We start from the raw sequence: 15,072 nt of genomic DNA, 5'->3' as shown, positions 1-15,072 counted from the left end.
AGCATAAGGAAGATAACAAGCGACAACATTGTGCAAATGCACAAAGCGGAAGAGAGAAGTATGGAGTTGTGGGAGGTATCACAAAAAGAAACCCCTTCCTGTGCAGGAAGGGGTTGAGGGAGATTACTGCATCAACAGATAGATGGAGCTGTCGCCACGCTGAATGTTCAGCGCCAGTACAGCGGGTTTGCTGTCGAGAATTTTGCGCAGTTCGGCGATATTTTTCACCGGTTGCTGGTTAGCACCGATAATCACATCCCCTTTCTTCAGGCCAATCTGTGCAGCCGGAGAATTCGGTTTCACGTCGCTTACCACGACCCCTTTGTCCTGGCCCTTGTTGCTCATATCAGCACCTTCAATGCCTTTGAAGATAGAGCTGGAATCAACCTGGGTCTGGCTGCTCTGCTGCAGTTCCAGATTCACAGTAACAGGCTTACCGTCGCGCAGCAGGCCAAGGTTAATTTTGCTGCCTACCGGCATAGTTCCCACCTGCGCACGCAGTGCGGCAAAGCTGCTGATAGGTTTACCGTTCAGGGAGGTAATCACATCCCCGGCTTTAATACCCGCTTTCGCTGCGGAAGAGTTCGGCATGACCTGGCTGACGAATGCGCCACGCTGGGCGTCAACTTTCATCGCTTTCGCCAGCTCAGAGCTCAGCTCGGTACCCATGATGCCCAGCTCGCCACGTTTAACCTGGCCGAACTCAACCATCTGCGAGGTCAGGTTTTTCACCATGTTGCTTGGGATTGCAAAACCGATCCCGATATTACCGCCGTCCGGCGCGAGGATCGCGGTGTTAATCCCGATCAGCTCACCGTTCAGGTTGACCAGTGCGCCACCGGAGTTGCCCCGGTTGATCGCAGCATCCGTCTGGATAAAGTTCTCGTAGTTTTCCGCATTCAGGCCGCTACGACCCAGCGCAGAAACGATACCGGAGGTCACGGTCTCACCGAGGCCAAACGGGTTGCCAATTGCCACGGTATAATCACCCACGCGCAGCGCGTCGGAATCCGCCAGCTTAATTGCCGTCAGGTTTTTCGGATCCTGGATCTGGATCAACGCGATATCGGAGCGCGGATCTTTACCCACGATCTTCGCGTCAAATTTACGACCATCGCTTAGTTGAACCTTAATTACCGTGGCGTTATCCACCACGTGGTTGTTGGTCACAACATACCCTTTCGCAGCATCAATAATTACGCCAGAGCCCAGCGCCATAAATTTTTGCTGCTGGCCGCCGCCGTTGTCAGCGCCCGGTGCGCCGCCCTGGCAGAACGGGGAACTCTGGAACGGAGAACCGTCCTGGCAGAACGGGGAATTATCACCGAAGAACTGCTGGAAATTACGCGGCATGCGCGGCGTATTCACCGTCGTGCTCCCCTCGACGTTAATACTCACCACCGATGGCATCACTTTTTCAAGCATCGGGGCCAGGCTTGGCATCTGTTGGGCGGTCGTTGCTGAAGACGCCGTTTCAGCCGCTGTTGCAGACAAGGGGGACAACGCCAAACCTAAACTCAGAGCCAGTGCACTCATTGCTAATGTGGTTTTTTTCATGTGTTTCGTTCTCGATTAACAGGTAACGCAAAATTGCTGTATACGTCAGAGTCGTTTTATAGCGCTAAGTTCCAGATTTAAGTTTAAGGAAAAAGTAAAATTTTATTGTCGATCTTTACAAATGATTATTTATTGTTCTACTGCCATCAACCGACGATATTCATCCCAGGCATATAAATCTGTCATCCCGCTGATATAATCCTGAATCAAACGGCAGCGATAATAATATTCCAGAACAGGAAACTCAGCGCAACTAGCCGATATTTTACTGACCGCCTCAACATAAGCAAGGCGATGGCGAGTAGACAACTTCTGAAATAACCGGGACTCGATAGGAAAACGTTTTACTCTTTCATTTTCGACCAGTTCCGTAAAATCTGACTGAGTCATTTTTAATAACGGTTGATAGATTTCCAGCAGCCCGCTTATCACCCGATAGCCCTGTAACTCCAGTTGCTCTACGTCTGGGTGGCTAAAGACATGTTTTATCGCCACATTTTTATAGACGCCCAGCAACTGGCTGAAGCTACTGGCATCTTCTAACAGCGCGTGATTAAAACATCCCTCGAAAATCTGCGGCAAGTTATCGATAAATCGCTGGGCAGCGTACGGCACCAGTTTATTCAATGTATTAACGCGTAAATACATAAAGAACTGATCTTCGGTACTCCGGCTTAATGTATTTGAACGTGATTTCTCCCAGGCGTTCTCTACCACCAGACTGAACAGGGAACCTTTTTCGTGGTGTCCCCACGCCGCATACAGATGCTGATAAAGTTGTTCGACGCTAAAGATTCTTTTCTCAACGGCATCTTCCAGATCGGCCACGCAATAAGAGATATCATCAGCAGCTTCCATAATCCAGGTTAATGGAAAGCGACTGTAAGGCGCTAATGATAATTCTTTACGTAATCTCTCAATATACGATTCTTCGGAAAGATAATAACCCGGTTTCTTCATTAAATAGTTGTGTGTTGCGGGCGCATTGCCGCGCCACCACGCCGGGCGGGTATATTTCAAAATACCGCCAACCTGCGCCCAGGTAAGATTCATACGCATCAGGGTATGTACCAGACGAATCCCTTGCGCATTACCCTCAAAATGGCACAGGTCCTGTCGCACTTTACGGCGAATATCATTCAGCGACTCTTCGCCCTCGCGCAAACGTAATGCCGCCACCAGGCAACGGTCATCGCTGAGTGGCTGACTTTCCGCATCTGCGGGGTACAGTCGCTGGCGGAACCAGTCATTAATCGCCGCTTCACCAAAGTGACCAAACGGCGGATTGCCAATGTCATGCATCAGGCAGGACATTTCAACAATACTCTCAAACGGTCCCGTCAGTTCATCCAGACCATACTGCTCCAGCAACTTTTGCTCTTTGAGTCGGCTGAGGATCTCTTTCGCGATATAGCGACCAACCTGCTGAACTTCCATTGAGTGCGTCAAACGCGTGCGTACCGCCGCATTACGTTCCAACGGAAAGACCTGGGTCTTTTGTTGCAGTCGGCGAATTGCCGGAGAATTGATAATGCGTCCACGATCGCTTTCGAAAATACGCAGGATCTCGTGCTCAGTCTTCACGCCCTGCGGCGAACGGTAACGACGATGCCAGTTTATTTTTTTTCGGAAATCGATCTGTGCCATGTCCTCTCCCGCCTGAGAAATGCGCTACCCCGTAAGCGCATGATAGACTATGCCCTCAAATCTGGCTTATCGCGAGTAAATCTATGAAAATCGGCATCATTGGTGCAATGGAAGAAGAAGTTACGCTACTGCGTGACAAAATCGAAAACCGTCAGACCATCGCTCTCGGCGGTTGTGAAATTTACACCGGCCAACTGAATGGTACTGAGGTTGCGCTACTGAAATCAGGCATCGGTAAAGTCGCTGCGGCACTGGGCGCTACGTTGCTGCTTGAACGCTGCAAGCCGGACGCTATCATTAATACCGGTTCAGCGGGCGGCCTGGCCTCTACGCTGAAAGTCGGCGATATCGTGGTTTCTGATGAAGCTCGCTATCACGATGCCGACGTCACGGCATTTGGCTATGAATTTGGTCAGCTACCGGGTTGCCCGGCGGGTTTCAAAGCCGATCCTGCGCTGATTGCTGCAGCAGAAGCCTGCATTGCTGAACTGAATCTGAATGCCGTCCGTGGGCTTATCGTCAGCGGAGATGCCTTCATTAATGGCTCTGTCGGCTTGGCTAAAATTAAGCATAACTTCCCGCAGGCGATTGCCGTTGAGATGGAAGCAACCGCGATTGCGCATGTTTGCCACAATTTTAACGTGCCGTTCGTCGTGGTTCGCGCCATCTCTGACGTCGCCGATCAGCAGTCCCATCTCAGCTTTGACGAGTTCCTGGTGGTCGCCGCGAAGCAGTCAAGCCTGATGGTTGAAACGCTGGTACAGAAACTGGCGCATGGCTAAATTACTCTCCAGGGCGCTGGTCGCCCTGCTTTTCACTCTTCCGGCGTTCCTTTACGCCGCACCGCGTGTTGTTACCCTTTCTCCTGCCAATACTGAACTCGCCTTTGCCGCAGGCATTACGCCCGTTGGCGTCAGCAGCTACTCCAATTACCCGCCCGAGGCCCAAAAAATTGAAGAGGTCTCAACCTGGCAAGGCATGAATCTGGAACGCATTGTGGCGCTGAAACCGGATTTGGTCGTCGCCTGGCGCGGAGGAAATGCTGAGCGGCAGGTTAATCAGCTAACCGCGCTGGGCATTAAGGTCATGTGGGTGGATGCCGTTACCATTGAGCAGGTCGCCGATGCGCTACGCCAATTGGCGCCATGGAGCCCCAGGCCAGAGCAGGCCAAACAGGCGGCAAAAACATTGCTTGATGAATACGCTTTACTAAAATCTCAGTATGCCAACAAACCGAAAAAACGCGTGTTTCTGCAGTTTGGGGCGAATCCTCTGTTTACCAGTGGAAAAGGCTCCATTCAGCATGAGGTTCTTGAGGTATGCGGCGGAGAAAACATTTTTGCCGGCAGTCGGGTTCCATGGCCGCAGGTTAGCCGTGAACAGGTCCTAGCAAGAGCGCCGCAGGCTATCGTTGCCACCGGTGGTTCGGGCGAAACGCTGAAAATTGAGCAATACTGGGGAAATCAGCTTAAAATCCCGGTTATCACCCTTAATAGTGATTGGTTCGAACGTGCGAGCCCGCGTATTATCCTCGCCGCAAAACAACTCTGCAATGCGCTTTCACAGGTAAATTAGCGCCTGCCCCCACCAGGTTTGTTGTGAGGATTTAAACATGCTCGTCTATTGGCTGGATATTGTCGGTACCGCGGTATTTGCTATCTCTGGCGTATTGCTTGCCGGAAAACTGCGTATGGATCCCTTCGGCGTTCTGGTCTTAGGCGTGGTAACAGCCGTCGGTGGCGGGACGATCCGCGATATGGCGCTGGATAACGGACCGGTTTTTTGGGTTAAGGATCCTACCGTTCTGGTGGTGGCGATGATCACCAGCATGCTGACGATCCTGCTGGTGCGTCAGCCCCGACGGTTGCCGAAGTGGATCCTGCCGGTGCTGGATGCCGTTGGCCTGGCGGTATTCGTGGGCATTGGCGTCAACAAAGCTTTTATTGCCGGAACAGGGCCTCTGGTGGCGATTTGTATGGGCGTGATTACCGGCGTTGGCGGTGGGATCATTCGTGACGTATTAGCCCGTGAAGTGCCGATGATTTTGCGCACCGAAATCTACGCTACAGCCTGTATTATCGGCGGGATCGTACATGCGACCGCGTTTTATACCTTTGATGTTTCACTGGAAAACGCCAGTATGATGGGGATGATTGTCACCCTGCTGATTCGGCTGGCCGCCATTCGCTGGCATTTGAAATTGCCGACGTTTGCGCTGGATGATAACGGGCGTTGATATGACGGTACAGAACATGTAGGCCGGATAAGGCGTTTACGCCGCCATCCGGCACATTGCCCGGTGGCGCTGCGCTTACCGGGCCTACAACATCAGACCATCAGTATTACAGACAGCAATCAGATGCTGAAAGAAGAACCACACCCGCAGGTGCTTTTAGCATTCGGGTTAGTCACAACGAAGCGGGAACCTTCCAGACCTTCGGTATAGTCAACCGAACCACCCACCAGATATTGCAGGCTCATCGGATCAACCACCAGACCAACACCTTGTTTCTCAATGGTCATATCACCATCGTTCACCTGATCATCAAAGGTGAAACCATACTGGAAACCGCTGCAACCACCGCCGGTGATATACACGCGTAATTTCAGATTCGGGTTATCTTCATCAGCGATCAGGCTTTTTACTTTATTGGCTGCTGCTTCAGTAAATTGCAGTGGCAGCGCTACGTCATCACTCATATTTTGCTCCAAACGACATTGGCAATTGGGCAAATTATAACCCAATGGTTAAAGCCATTATCTAATACCCTGGTATTTCGTTCAAGTATTCTCGCCAGCGGTAGTCCCCTGACTTTTTGCCGCCTGCTCCGCTTCCTGTTTTGCCAGCGTGCGGGCAAGGATAGTCGAGTATAGCGGCTTTCCGCCCATAAATTGGGCTAATAGTGTTGCGCCAAGACAGGTAATAATCATTGGCAAAATGAGCTGATAGTTATCGGTCATCTCCAGCACCAGCACAATACCGGTGAGCGGCGCCCTTACCGAAGCCGCCAACAAAGCCCCCATTCCGGCAATGGCAAAAGTTCCGGCCTCCAGATGATACTGCGGAAAAGAGGCCGCTGCGGCCATACCGAACGCGGTACCAAGCAGCGTACCCAACGCCAGCATCGGGGCAAAAATCCCGCCAGGCGCGCCGGACGAGAAGCACAGCAGCGTGGTAATCACCCGGGCAATAAAGATAAACAGCAGCAGACCGACGCTAAAATTGCCCGCCGCAGCAATCGGGATCAGGTTAAACCCACCACCCGCTGCTTCAGGTTTAATTAATCCGAGGATCCCGCACAAGCCGCCAATCGCGCCGCCCATGAGCACCCATTTTTTAATCTCGCCACCGTGGAAACGCTGGAACATATCCTGGGTACGCAACACCATGGTATTAAACAACGGTCCGACGCAGCCAAAAACAATCCCCAGCACCAGATACAGCCACAGCGTATTCACCGGCGCATTGGAGAGCTTGCCAACTTCAATAATCGGAGCTTCACCATTGAAAACGCGAAACACAATGCTCGACATGATGACGCCGGTAAACACGGCTTTGATCGACACGAGGTTATAGCGAAACTGCGGACGCATCTCTTCAATAATGAACAGGATCCCCGCCAGAGGGGCATTGAACGCCGCCGACAGGCCCGCAGCGGCACCGGTAGCCAGCAGAGTATGCCGCGCTTCGGCGCTGCGCATACGAAAAATATCCAGCACCATACGCCCAATGTTGCCGCCAATCTGCACGGTCGGCCCTTCTCGCCCGAGCACCATCCCAGCGCCCAGCGTACCCATACCGCCGATAAATTTCACCGGCAGAACGCGCCACCAGCGCACAGGTCGCAATTCCTCCAAAGCGCCTTCAATCTCTGGGATCCCCGAACCGCCCGCTTCCGGCGCAAATTTACGCACCAGAAAATAGCCGACCATCGCCAGCAATGCGGAGAGGATAAACGCCAGCGGCCACAGCAAAATGGCATGGTCCGCAACCTGAGCCAGCGCGCCGATGCGCTGATTCTGCACCCAGGTCACCGCTTTCTCAAACGCCACGCCCACTAGTCCCGTCACGGTCCCCACTACCGCGGCCATCAAGAGGATCGCCAACGGCGTTTTGTCTCGTTCCAGGAGTCGACGGATTTGATCCCTGCGGCGTAAACGCACAATTTGTTGTGCTTCAAAAGAGGGAGTGTCAGTCTTCATCAGATGATCATTAATTGGTAATACAAATACGGAATCGGCATTCTACTCGCACATTTCACGAAAATCCCCTGCAAATCGCATTGTTTCAATTGCGTAAAACTTTCATAACCTTCTCTGAATAACTAGAATAGCGGGCATTTACTTTTTCTACGAACCAGGACCCCATCCATGAGTAAGTCTGAAAATCTCTACAGCGCAGCACGCGAACTTATCCCTGGCGGCGTTAACTCCCCCGTTCGCGCCTTTACTGGCGTGGGTGGTACTCCGCTGTTTATCGAAAAAGCGGACGGCGCGTATCTGTATGATGTCGATGGTAAAGCCTATGTCGACTACGTCGGTTCCTGGGGACCGATGGTGCTGGGCCATAACCATCCGGCAATCCGTAACGCGGTGATTGAAGCGGCAGAGCGCGGTTTAAGCTTCGGCGCGCCAACCGAGATGGAAGTAAAAATGGCGGAGCTGGTCACTGAACTCGTACCGACCATGGACATGGTGCGCATGGTGAACTCCGGTACGGAAGCGACGATGAGCGCCATCCGTCTGGCGCGCGGTTTCACCGGTCGCGATAAGATCATCAAATTTGAAGGCTGCTACCACGGCCATGCTGACTGCCTGCTGGTCAAAGCCGGTTCCGGCGCGTTAACGCTGGGCCAGCCGAACTCCCCTGGCGTACCCGCTGATTTCGCGAAACACACCCTGACCTGCACCTACAACAATCTCGCTTCAGTACGTGCAGCGTTTGAACAGTACCCGCAGGAGATCGCCTGTATCATCGTTGAGCCGGTCGCCGGCAACATGAACTGCATTCCGCCACTGCCGGAATTCCTGCCAGGCCTGCGTGCGCTGTGCGATGAGTTTGGCGCGCTGTTGATCATCGATGAAGTGATGACCGGTTTCCGCGTGGCGCTGGCCGGTGCGCAGGATTATTACGGCGTCGTTCCGGACCTGACCTGCCTGGGTAAAATCATCGGCGGCGGGATGCCCGTTGGCGCATTCGGTGGCCGTCGTGATGTGATGGATGCCCTTGCGCCGACCGGTCCGGTTTACCAGGCGGGTACGCTGTCCGGTAACCCGATTGCAATGGCGGCGGGTTTTGCTTGTCTGAACGAAGTGGCCCAACCGGGTATTCATGAAACGCTGAATGAACTGACAACGCATCTGGCGGAAGGTCTGCTGGAAGCCGCCGAAGAAGCGAACATTCCTCTGGTGGTTAACCATGTGGGCGGGATGTTCGGGATTTTCTTCACCGATGCAGAAACCGTGACCTGCTATCAGGATGTGATGGCATGCGACGTTGAACGCTTTAAGCAGTTCTTCCACATGATGCTGGATGAAGGGATTTACCTGGCACCGTCTGCCTTCGAAGCGGGCTTTATGTCTGTGGCGCACAGCGAAGAAGATATCAATAACACCATCGATGCCGCGCGTCGGGTGTTTGCGAAACTGTAAAAGAGAACGTACAGAAACAAAGTAGGCCGGGTAAGGCGAAGCCGCCACCCGGCTTTTTTATTGCCGGATGGCGACGCAAAGCGTCTTATCCGGCCTACATGAAAAGAATCAGCCTCAGCGGCTCTGCTTTCTCAGCAGATAGATAAAGTACGGCGCGCCGATAAACGTCGACAGTAATCCCGCCGGGATCTGATACGGAAACAGCACCATTCTGCCGCACCAATCGGCAAAGACCAACAGCACGCCTCCCGCCAGCGCCGAAATCAGCATATGGGGCATCGCCCGGCGAAAACCCATCATGCGAGCAATATGCGGCGCCATCAGCCCGACAAAGCTCAACGGCCCAATCGTCATGGTTGCTGTCGCCGTTAATCCCGCCGCCAACAGCAGTAACCCCACGCGTGACGGCGTCAACGCCAGACCGACCGCCCGCGCCGTATCGCCTCCCAGCGGTAAAATCGTCAACCAACGACGACACAGCGGCGTCAACGCCAGCAAGAAAACCATCACTATCCCGGTATGCAATACCTGCTCGCCAGTCGCGTTATAGGTTGAACCGGAGATCCAGGTCAACACGCCCGCCATGCGCGGATCGCCGCTGGCCTGCAGCATCATTAGTAGCATTGTAAACGCCGTACTGAGCGCCATCCCTGCCAGCAGCATGCGGTGCGGCGAAAAACCGCCGCGCCCGGCGGCAACCATGATGATAAGCAGAGTGACCGCCGCTCCGAGGCTCCCGGCGGGAAGCAGCCAGCCAAAGGCATTGCCGGGCACCAGAAACAGCATTAACACCACGCCAAATGCCGCGCCGGAACTAATACCGAGGACTTCCGGGCTGGCCATTGGATTTCCGGTCAGACGCTGAATAATGCAACCCGCCACCGCCAGCATCACCCCGGCAATCAGCGCCGCCAGAATACGCGGCCAGCGCCAGGGCATCAGTTCATCCAGCATCGATCCGCTGGCCCATGTCCAGCCGTGCGCATCACGTCCGAACGACAGTGCCACCACGACCGTCAGCAGTAAAATTGCGCCGCCCGCCAGCGCAAACTTCAGGACATTTTGACGCTCAGCGGCGATGCGGTTGCTGGCATTCATATCCGGCGCGTTCATGCTCTTAAGGCGCGGCAGCAGCCACAGCAGCAGCGGCGCGCCAACCAGCGCCGTCACCGAACCAGTGGAGACTTCCATCCAGACGCGGGTTAGCCACAGAATGATTTGATCGGAGAGCCAGAGGATCAGCGCGCCGATCAGCGGGGCCAACATCAGACGCGCCAGTAAGCGCCGGGCGCCGAGCATTTTTGCCAGCAGCGGGGCAAACAGGCCGATAAAACCGATAATTCCGACAGCGTTAACCAGCAAGGCGCTGATGACAATCGCCAGCGTCAGTGCCGCCAGACGGGCCAGCGATAGCGCCAGCCCAAGGTTGCGCGCCACGCCGTCATCCAGTCCCATCAGCGTCATTGGGCGTAATAACAGCAGCGTCAACATCACGCCGCCCAGCAGTTGCGGCCACAAACGCTGAACGCCGCTCCAGTCGGTTTGCGTCAGCGAGCCACTGCTCCACAAAAACATGCTTTGCAGCTGATCGTGATGGAAAAGTACCAGCAACTGGTTAATCGCCCCGCAGTACAGGCTGACCACCAGACCGGCAAGGATTAGCGTCACGGGGGAGAGACGTTTGCCCCAGGCAACGCCAAACACCAGCGCGCCAACAATACAGGCCCCTGCCAGCGCCGCAAATTGCGCGGTCAGCGCCCCCGGAATCGCCCACAGCGTCGTGACCGTAATACCTAACTGCGCCCCGGTTGCGACACCTAACGTGGTTGGCTCCGCCAGTGGGTTACGCAGCACCTGCTGGAACAACACGCCGACCAACCCCAGCCCGGCGCCAACTAATAGCGAAATCGCCAGCCTCGGCAGCAGGCTGTAGTGGAAAACCATCTGCTCAATGGCATCGATATCCGGTGACCAGATGGCCTGTTGCCACTGGCTGCGCGGTAGCGCCACAGAGAAGTTAACCCAGGTGAGCCAGCAGGCAGCGACAAACAGAACCGCCAGAAGAAGCGTTGGGAACAGCGCAATTCGTTTACTCACGCTTTGCCTCCCAGTGCATTATCCAGGATGCGGGCAAAATGCATCGCGGACAGCGTTGCACCATAAAACCAGACGGCAGGCACGCGCTGAAAACGTCCGCTACGGACAAACGGCATCGCCTGCCATAACGGCGTAGACATCAGCGCATCCATTTCTCTGTTGTTGCCGTGATCAAAGCACAGCACATCAACATCTTTATAGGCTGCAAGCCGGTCAATACTCACGGCAGTGCTGCCCCAGAAGTTGGTTTCTCCCTGCCAGGCGTTGGGGATCCCATATTCGTCCAGCACCTCCTGGAACAGGCTGTTCGGGCCAAACACCAGCATATGCCGCGAATCAAGCAGGGACGTCAGGAGCACGGGGCGCGCGCCTCGTTGGATAAAGCGCGGTTTCAGGCTGGCGATAAAACGATCGTATTCAGTCAGATGACGTTCAGCAGAAGCTGGCAAATTCAGCAATTGCGCCATTTCCTGCAGCGACTGACGCGCAACCGCCAGCGGCTTTTTGCCATCGCTGAAGTTAAATCCCCGACCAGGCGCAATTCGCGCCAGTTTTTCGGGGGCGGGGCCATAACCAGCCGACCATACCAAAAACGAGGGTTTCATTTCGGTCAGTAGTTCGAGATTGGGTTCCGTACGTAGCCCGACGTCAATCACCGAGTCCGGCAATGGAGGTTCATTGACCCACAGTTTGTAGTTAGGGATATCCGCAATGCCATACGGCACGATGCCCAGCGCCAGCAACAGCTCTACCGGCAGCCATTCCAGCGCCACAATACGTTGCGGATCAATCGCCGCCGCGTTAGCCGTATTCATCCGCCACAGCAGCGGCGACAGCGCCATCGCCGTCAGCAGCCGCCGACGGGTAATATGTGGTAATCCGATCATTAATAGACAAAACTCACGGGTGCGGCACCGGCCGGATGCGGCAAAATGCCCATCGGGATACCGTAAATTTGTTCCAGCGTTTCGCTGCGCATCAGTTCCGCAGGCGTTCCCTGAGCAATCATTTCACCGCCGCGCAGCGCAACTAAATAATCGCAGTAGCGGGCCGCCATATTGATATCGTGCAGTACGGCAACCACCGTCAAGCCGCGCTCCTGACTTAAGCGATGCACCAGCGCCAGTACGTCAACCTGATGAGCGATATCCAGCGCAGAGGTCGGTTCGTCAAGCAGCAGGCAGCGGCTGTCCTGCGCCACCAGCATGGCGATCCACGCACGCTGACGCTCGCCGCCGGACAGGCTATCGACCAGACGATGCGCCAGGGGTTTTAAGCCCACCAACGAAATGGCTTCTTCTACTTTCTCTCTGTCGGCCACGCCAAAACGTCCCAGCGCGCCGTGCCACGGATAGCGGCCAATCGCTACCAGTTCGCGAACGGTCATCCCTTCTGCCTGCGGCAACTGCTGCGGCAAATAGGCGACCTTGCGGGCAAACGCTTTACTGCTCCAGTTCTCCAGCGGCTGTTCGTCGAGCAGGATCTCGCCTTCTGACGGCGGCTGATGACGTCCCAGCATTTTCAATAACGTCGATTTTCCGGAACCGTTGTGGCCGATAAGACCAGTCACTTTTCCTACGGGAAACGTTAACGAGAGTGGATGCAAAAGCGTGCGCCCAGGCACACGAAAGGAGACATTACGCAACGCAAAAGTGGTATCGGGATGGGATCTGTTTTCCTGCATAGCAGCCAACTTGTAAAACGGGCACGCAAAGCGTGCCCAAAGAGAAATTAGAAACGGAAGGTTGCGGTTGCAACGACCTGACGTTCTGCGCCCCAGAAGCAGCCATAGGTGTTGAAGCAACTGGCGACATATTCACGATCAAGCAGGTTGTTCACATGCAGCGCCACGTTGGAGCCCGCCATGCCGACGCGCGCCAGATCGTATCGCACTAACGCATCCACCACCGTGTAGCTTCCCACTTTGAAGGAGTTTGCCGGATCGCCGTAGCTTGAACCGGTTAAACGAGCGCCGGTTCCCAGCGTCAGGCCAGAGAGCGCGCCGTCATAGATGGTGTAATCACCCCACAAGGATGCCATATGCTTTGGCACCTGAGCAGGCGTATTGCCTTTGTAGTTGGTGTCGGTGGTGTATTCCGCATCGGTGTAGGTATAAGAACCCACCACGTTAACGCTAGCAGACAGCGCCGCTTTTGCTTCAATTTCCACACCACGTGAACGAATTTCACCGCCTTCAACCGAGAAAAGCGATCCATTCGGGTCGGCCATCAAATTATTGGTTTTGGTGAGCTGGTATACCGCACCGGTCAACACGATCGGACGATCGCCCGGCACGTATTTCACGCCAGCTTCGTACTGCTTACCTTTGGATGGCGCAAAGATATTGCCGCTAGCCCCGGTCTGGGAAGCCGGTTCAAAGGATTCGCTATAGCTGAAATACGGAGTTACACCATTGTCAAACAGATAGTTAACACCGCCACGCCAAGTGAACTGTCTGTCATCACGGGAGTCCTGCACGCCAGATACGCGGTTCAGAGAATCCTGTTTAGCCCAGTCGTAACGACCACCCAGAGTAACCAGCACCTTATCCCACTGCATCTGATCCTGAGCGTACAGACCAGTTTGTTCCTGTTTATTCAGAACACGATACGGAGCACCTGGTCCAGGATGCGCGCCAAAATCAAAGTCGCTGCGGTCAAGGTTATAGATATCTGACGGCGCTACAGAACCAGCCCAACCAAACCAGGAGTTGATGTCGTTACGCATACGCATATAGTCAACGCCGGTCAGCAATGTGTGATCCAGGGAACCGGTAGCAAATTTGCTCTGCACCTGCGTATCAACAGCAAAGTTCTGCAATTTCTCATTATCGTCAACGTACTGACGAGTCAATGTATGACCCCAATCTGACTGAGGAACGCTGGCACAAGGACTGTTAGCCGGATCTTTTGTATAGAGCGGATCTGAGCACATGCCGTAGCCATACACGCTGTTTTGCGAAACTTTGTTTTGCGCATAACGCAGATTCTGACGCACGGTAAAGGTGTCGTTAAATTCGTGGTCAAAGCTGTAGCCCACCATCTTCTCATTACGAGAGTAGGTATTGTTGTTTGCGCCTTCGTTGAAATCGGTGGGCAGACGTGAACCGTTTGGCAGCTTAGATACGGTACCCTCTTTCGGCAACCAACCGTAATAACCGGTTTCAGGCTCGTTCTGGAAGTAGGAGAGGAAGGTGAAGTTTGTCTTATCATCCGGACGCCATGAGAACGATGGCGCGATAGCGTAGCGTTGCTCTTCTGCGCCCTGCTGCTGCGCATTAGCGGAACGCGCCAGGCCGGTCAGGCGGTATGAGTACACGCCATCGTCATCCAGCGCGTCGCTGAAATCAAACCCGGTCTGGAACAGGCTGTCAGTGCCCATTTTGAACTGAACTTCTTTCAGCGGCTCTGTCGTGGGGCGCTTGCTGACCATGTTCAACAACCCGCCAGGGTTGCTCTTTCCGTAAAGAACGGAAACCGGACCGCGCATCACTTCAGCGCGCTCCAGCATATAAGGATCGATTACCGCATCGTTGTAGAAGTTACCCTGCATCTTCAGGCCATTCAGATAGTTGTTCTGACTTTGGCCGTCTGCCGCGAATCCGCGAATAATCAGATAGTCATAGGTATTGGATGCGCCACGCGTACCCACGGCGACACCAGGAGTGTAGCTGAGCGCCTCTTTAACCGATTTCGGCTGATGTAACGCCATCTCTTCAGCGGTGACCACTGAAATAGACTGAGGAACTTTTTGAATCGGAGTATCGGTTTTGGTCGCCGTAGCAGACTGTCGTGCGGCGATGGTTGCCGCTGGCCCCCATGCACTTTCCTGCGGAGCAGGCGCTGCGGTTACGGTGATGGTTTCTTCTTTCGGTTGAACCGCCGCCTGTGCATAGACAGACATGCCGCTAACCGCTGTGGCTACCACAACTGCAATTTTACGCAGCGAGGAATTTGGCTGAGCAGTTTTAAGACGCGCCATTGGTATTTCTCTGATGAAAGTGAATGATAACGTAAACGAGAATTATTCTTATAACGAGAGTATGATATTCGAAACGCTGTTGCGAGCGCAAGCAATACGCGCCCTTACTAAAACTAAGGGGTTAAGAAATAACCAGAT

At 54.2% G+C, this 15,072-nt stretch carries 12 protein-coding genes and 1 pseudogene; 4 read left to right on the top strand and 9 right to left on the bottom strand.

The window, feature by feature from the left end; translation table 11 throughout:
• Positions 1-123: 123 nt before the first annotated feature.
• Positions 124-1,557, bottom strand: coding sequence for a serine endoprotease DegP (gene degP, locus JSN25_RS09365; RefSeq protein WP_005132129.1), 1,434 nt, complete (start codon positions 1,555-1,557; stop codon positions 124-126).
• Between the two features lie 129 nt (positions 1,558-1,686).
• Positions 1,687-3,204 carry a dGTPase gene (gene dgt, locus JSN25_RS09360; protein WP_069324023.1) on the bottom strand — a complete coding sequence of 506 codons (1,518 nt, stop codon included), beginning with the start codon at positions 3,202-3,204 and terminating at the stop codon, positions 1,687-1,689.
• Between the two features lie 83 nt (positions 3,205-3,287).
• On the opposite strand from dgt, the gene mtnN reads away from it, so the two are divergent.
• From mtnN to JSN25_RS09345, 3 genes are read left to right on the top strand one after another with little or no spacing between them, the layout of a single operon-like run.
• A complete protein-coding gene (gene mtnN, locus JSN25_RS09355; RefSeq protein ID WP_038637386.1) occupies positions 3,288-3,986 on the top strand; it encodes a 5'-methylthioadenosine/S-adenosylhomocysteine nucleosidase in 699 nt (232 codons plus the stop codon).
• Positions 3,979-4,779 carry a vitamin B12 ABC transporter substrate-binding protein BtuF gene (btuF, locus tag JSN25_RS09350; RefSeq protein ID WP_121528601.1) on the top strand — a complete coding sequence of 267 codons (801 nt, stop codon included), beginning with the start codon at positions 3,979-3,981 and terminating at the stop codon, positions 4,777-4,779. The genes mtnN and btuF overlap by 8 nt, the downstream gene beginning before the upstream one ends.
• A gap of 37 nt (positions 4,780-4,816) precedes the next feature.
• On the top strand, positions 4,817-5,440 hold the full coding sequence (locus JSN25_RS09345; protein WP_204525652.1) for a TRIC cation channel family protein: 624 nt from the start codon (positions 4,817-4,819) through the stop codon (positions 5,438-5,440).
• Positions 5,441-5,559: 119 nt separating this feature from the next.
• On the opposite strand, the gene erpA is transcribed toward JSN25_RS09345, so the two are convergent.
• The 3 genes and pseudogenes from erpA to clcA form a co-directional block, all read right to left on the bottom strand.
• The gene (gene erpA / locus JSN25_RS09340) at positions 5,560-5,904 is read right to left on the bottom strand and encodes an iron-sulfur cluster insertion protein ErpA (protein ID WP_006686771.1); all 345 of its coding nucleotides are present in this window, start codon (positions 5,902-5,904) and stop codon (positions 5,560-5,562) included.
• A pseudogene (gene yadW, locus JSN25_RS09335) lies at positions 5,897-5,962 on the bottom strand (small protein YadW). The gene erpA and the pseudogene yadW overlap by 8 nt, the downstream one beginning before the upstream one ends.
• Positions 5,963-5,985: 23 nt before the next feature.
• On the bottom strand, positions 5,986-7,407 hold the full coding sequence (gene clcA / locus JSN25_RS09330; RefSeq protein WP_038637374.1) for a H(+)/Cl(-) exchange transporter ClcA: 1,422 nt from the start codon (positions 7,405-7,407) through the stop codon (positions 5,986-5,988).
• A 168-nt stretch (positions 7,408-7,575) separates the two neighbouring features.
• On the opposite strand from clcA, the gene hemL reads away from it, so the two are divergent.
• Positions 7,576-8,856: a glutamate-1-semialdehyde 2,1-aminomutase gene (gene hemL, locus JSN25_RS09325; protein WP_204525651.1), complete on the top strand. Its 1,281-nt coding sequence runs from the start codon at positions 7,576-7,578 to the stop codon at positions 8,854-8,856.
• Positions 8,857-8,970: 114 nt separating this feature from the next.
• On the opposite strand, the gene fhuB is transcribed toward hemL, so the two are convergent.
• The 4 genes from fhuB to fhuA are packed head-to-tail and all read right to left on the bottom strand — an operon-like array spanning position 8,971 to position 14,934.
• Entirely contained in the window at positions 8,971-10,953 is a 1,983-nt protein-coding gene (fhuB, locus tag JSN25_RS09320) for a Fe(3+)-hydroxamate ABC transporter permease FhuB (RefSeq protein WP_204525650.1), read from the bottom strand.
• A complete protein-coding gene (fhuD, locus tag JSN25_RS09315; protein ID WP_137346851.1) occupies positions 10,950-11,840 on the bottom strand; it encodes a Fe(3+)-hydroxamate ABC transporter substrate-binding protein FhuD in 891 nt (296 codons plus the stop codon). The genes fhuB and fhuD overlap by 4 nt, the downstream gene beginning before the upstream one ends.
• Entirely contained in the window at positions 11,840-12,637 is a 798-nt protein-coding gene (fhuC, locus tag JSN25_RS09310; RefSeq protein ID WP_038637358.1) for a Fe3+-hydroxamate ABC transporter ATP-binding protein FhuC, read from the bottom strand. The genes fhuD and fhuC overlap by 1 nt, the downstream gene beginning before the upstream one ends.
• 47 nt (positions 12,638-12,684) lie before the next feature.
• Positions 12,685-14,934, bottom strand: a complete 2,250-nt coding sequence (gene fhuA / locus JSN25_RS09305; protein ID WP_121528597.1) for a ferrichrome porin FhuA — start codon at positions 14,932-14,934, stop codon at positions 12,685-12,687.
• Positions 14,935-15,072 lie beyond the last annotated feature (138 nt).

The sequence above is a fragment of the Citrobacter cronae genome (genome assembly GCF_016893685.1).
Taxonomy (GTDB): domain Bacteria; phylum Pseudomonadota; class Gammaproteobacteria; order Enterobacterales; family Enterobacteriaceae; genus Citrobacter; species Citrobacter werkmanii.
Note: the sequence above shows the minus strand (reverse complement) of the source record. Positions and strands in the feature narration are given on the sequence as shown.

Bases quoted from the DNA above. Each gene is read 5' to 3' on its own strand.
- JSN25_RS09345 (WP_204525652.1), top strand. From the start codon at position 4,817: ATGCTCGTCTATTGGCTGGATATTGTCGGTACCGCGGTATTTGCTATC.
- btuF (WP_121528601.1), top strand. From the start codon at position 3,979: ATGGCTAAATTACTCTCCAGGGCGCTGGTCGCCCTGCTTTTCACTCTT.
- degP (WP_005132129.1), bottom strand. From the start codon at position 1,557: ATGAAAAAAACCACATTAGCAATGAGTGCACTGGCTCTGAGTTTAGGT.
- hemL (WP_204525651.1), top strand. From the start codon at position 7,576: ATGAGTAAGTCTGAAAATCTCTACAGCGCAGCACGCGAACTTATCCCT.
- fhuA (WP_121528597.1), bottom strand. From the start codon at position 14,934: ATGGCGCGTCTTAAAACTGCTCAGCCAAATTCCTCGCTGCGTAAAATT.
- clcA (WP_038637374.1), bottom strand. From the start codon at position 7,407: ATGAAGACTGACACTCCCTCTTTTGAAGCACAACAAATTGTGCGTTTA.
- erpA (WP_006686771.1), bottom strand. From the start codon at position 5,904: ATGAGTGATGACGTAGCGCTGCCACTGCAATTTACTGAAGCAGCAGCC.
- dgt (WP_069324023.1), bottom strand. From the start codon at position 3,204: ATGGCACAGATCGATTTCCGAAAAAAAATAAACTGGCATCGTCGTTAC.
- mtnN (WP_038637386.1), top strand. From the start codon at position 3,288: ATGAAAATCGGCATCATTGGTGCAATGGAAGAAGAAGTTACGCTACTG.
- fhuD (WP_137346851.1), bottom strand. From the start codon at position 11,840: ATGATCGGATTACCACATATTACCCGTCGGCGGCTGCTGACGGCGATG.
- fhuC (WP_038637358.1), bottom strand. From the start codon at position 12,637: ATGCAGGAAAACAGATCCCATCCCGATACCACTTTTGCGTTGCGTAAT.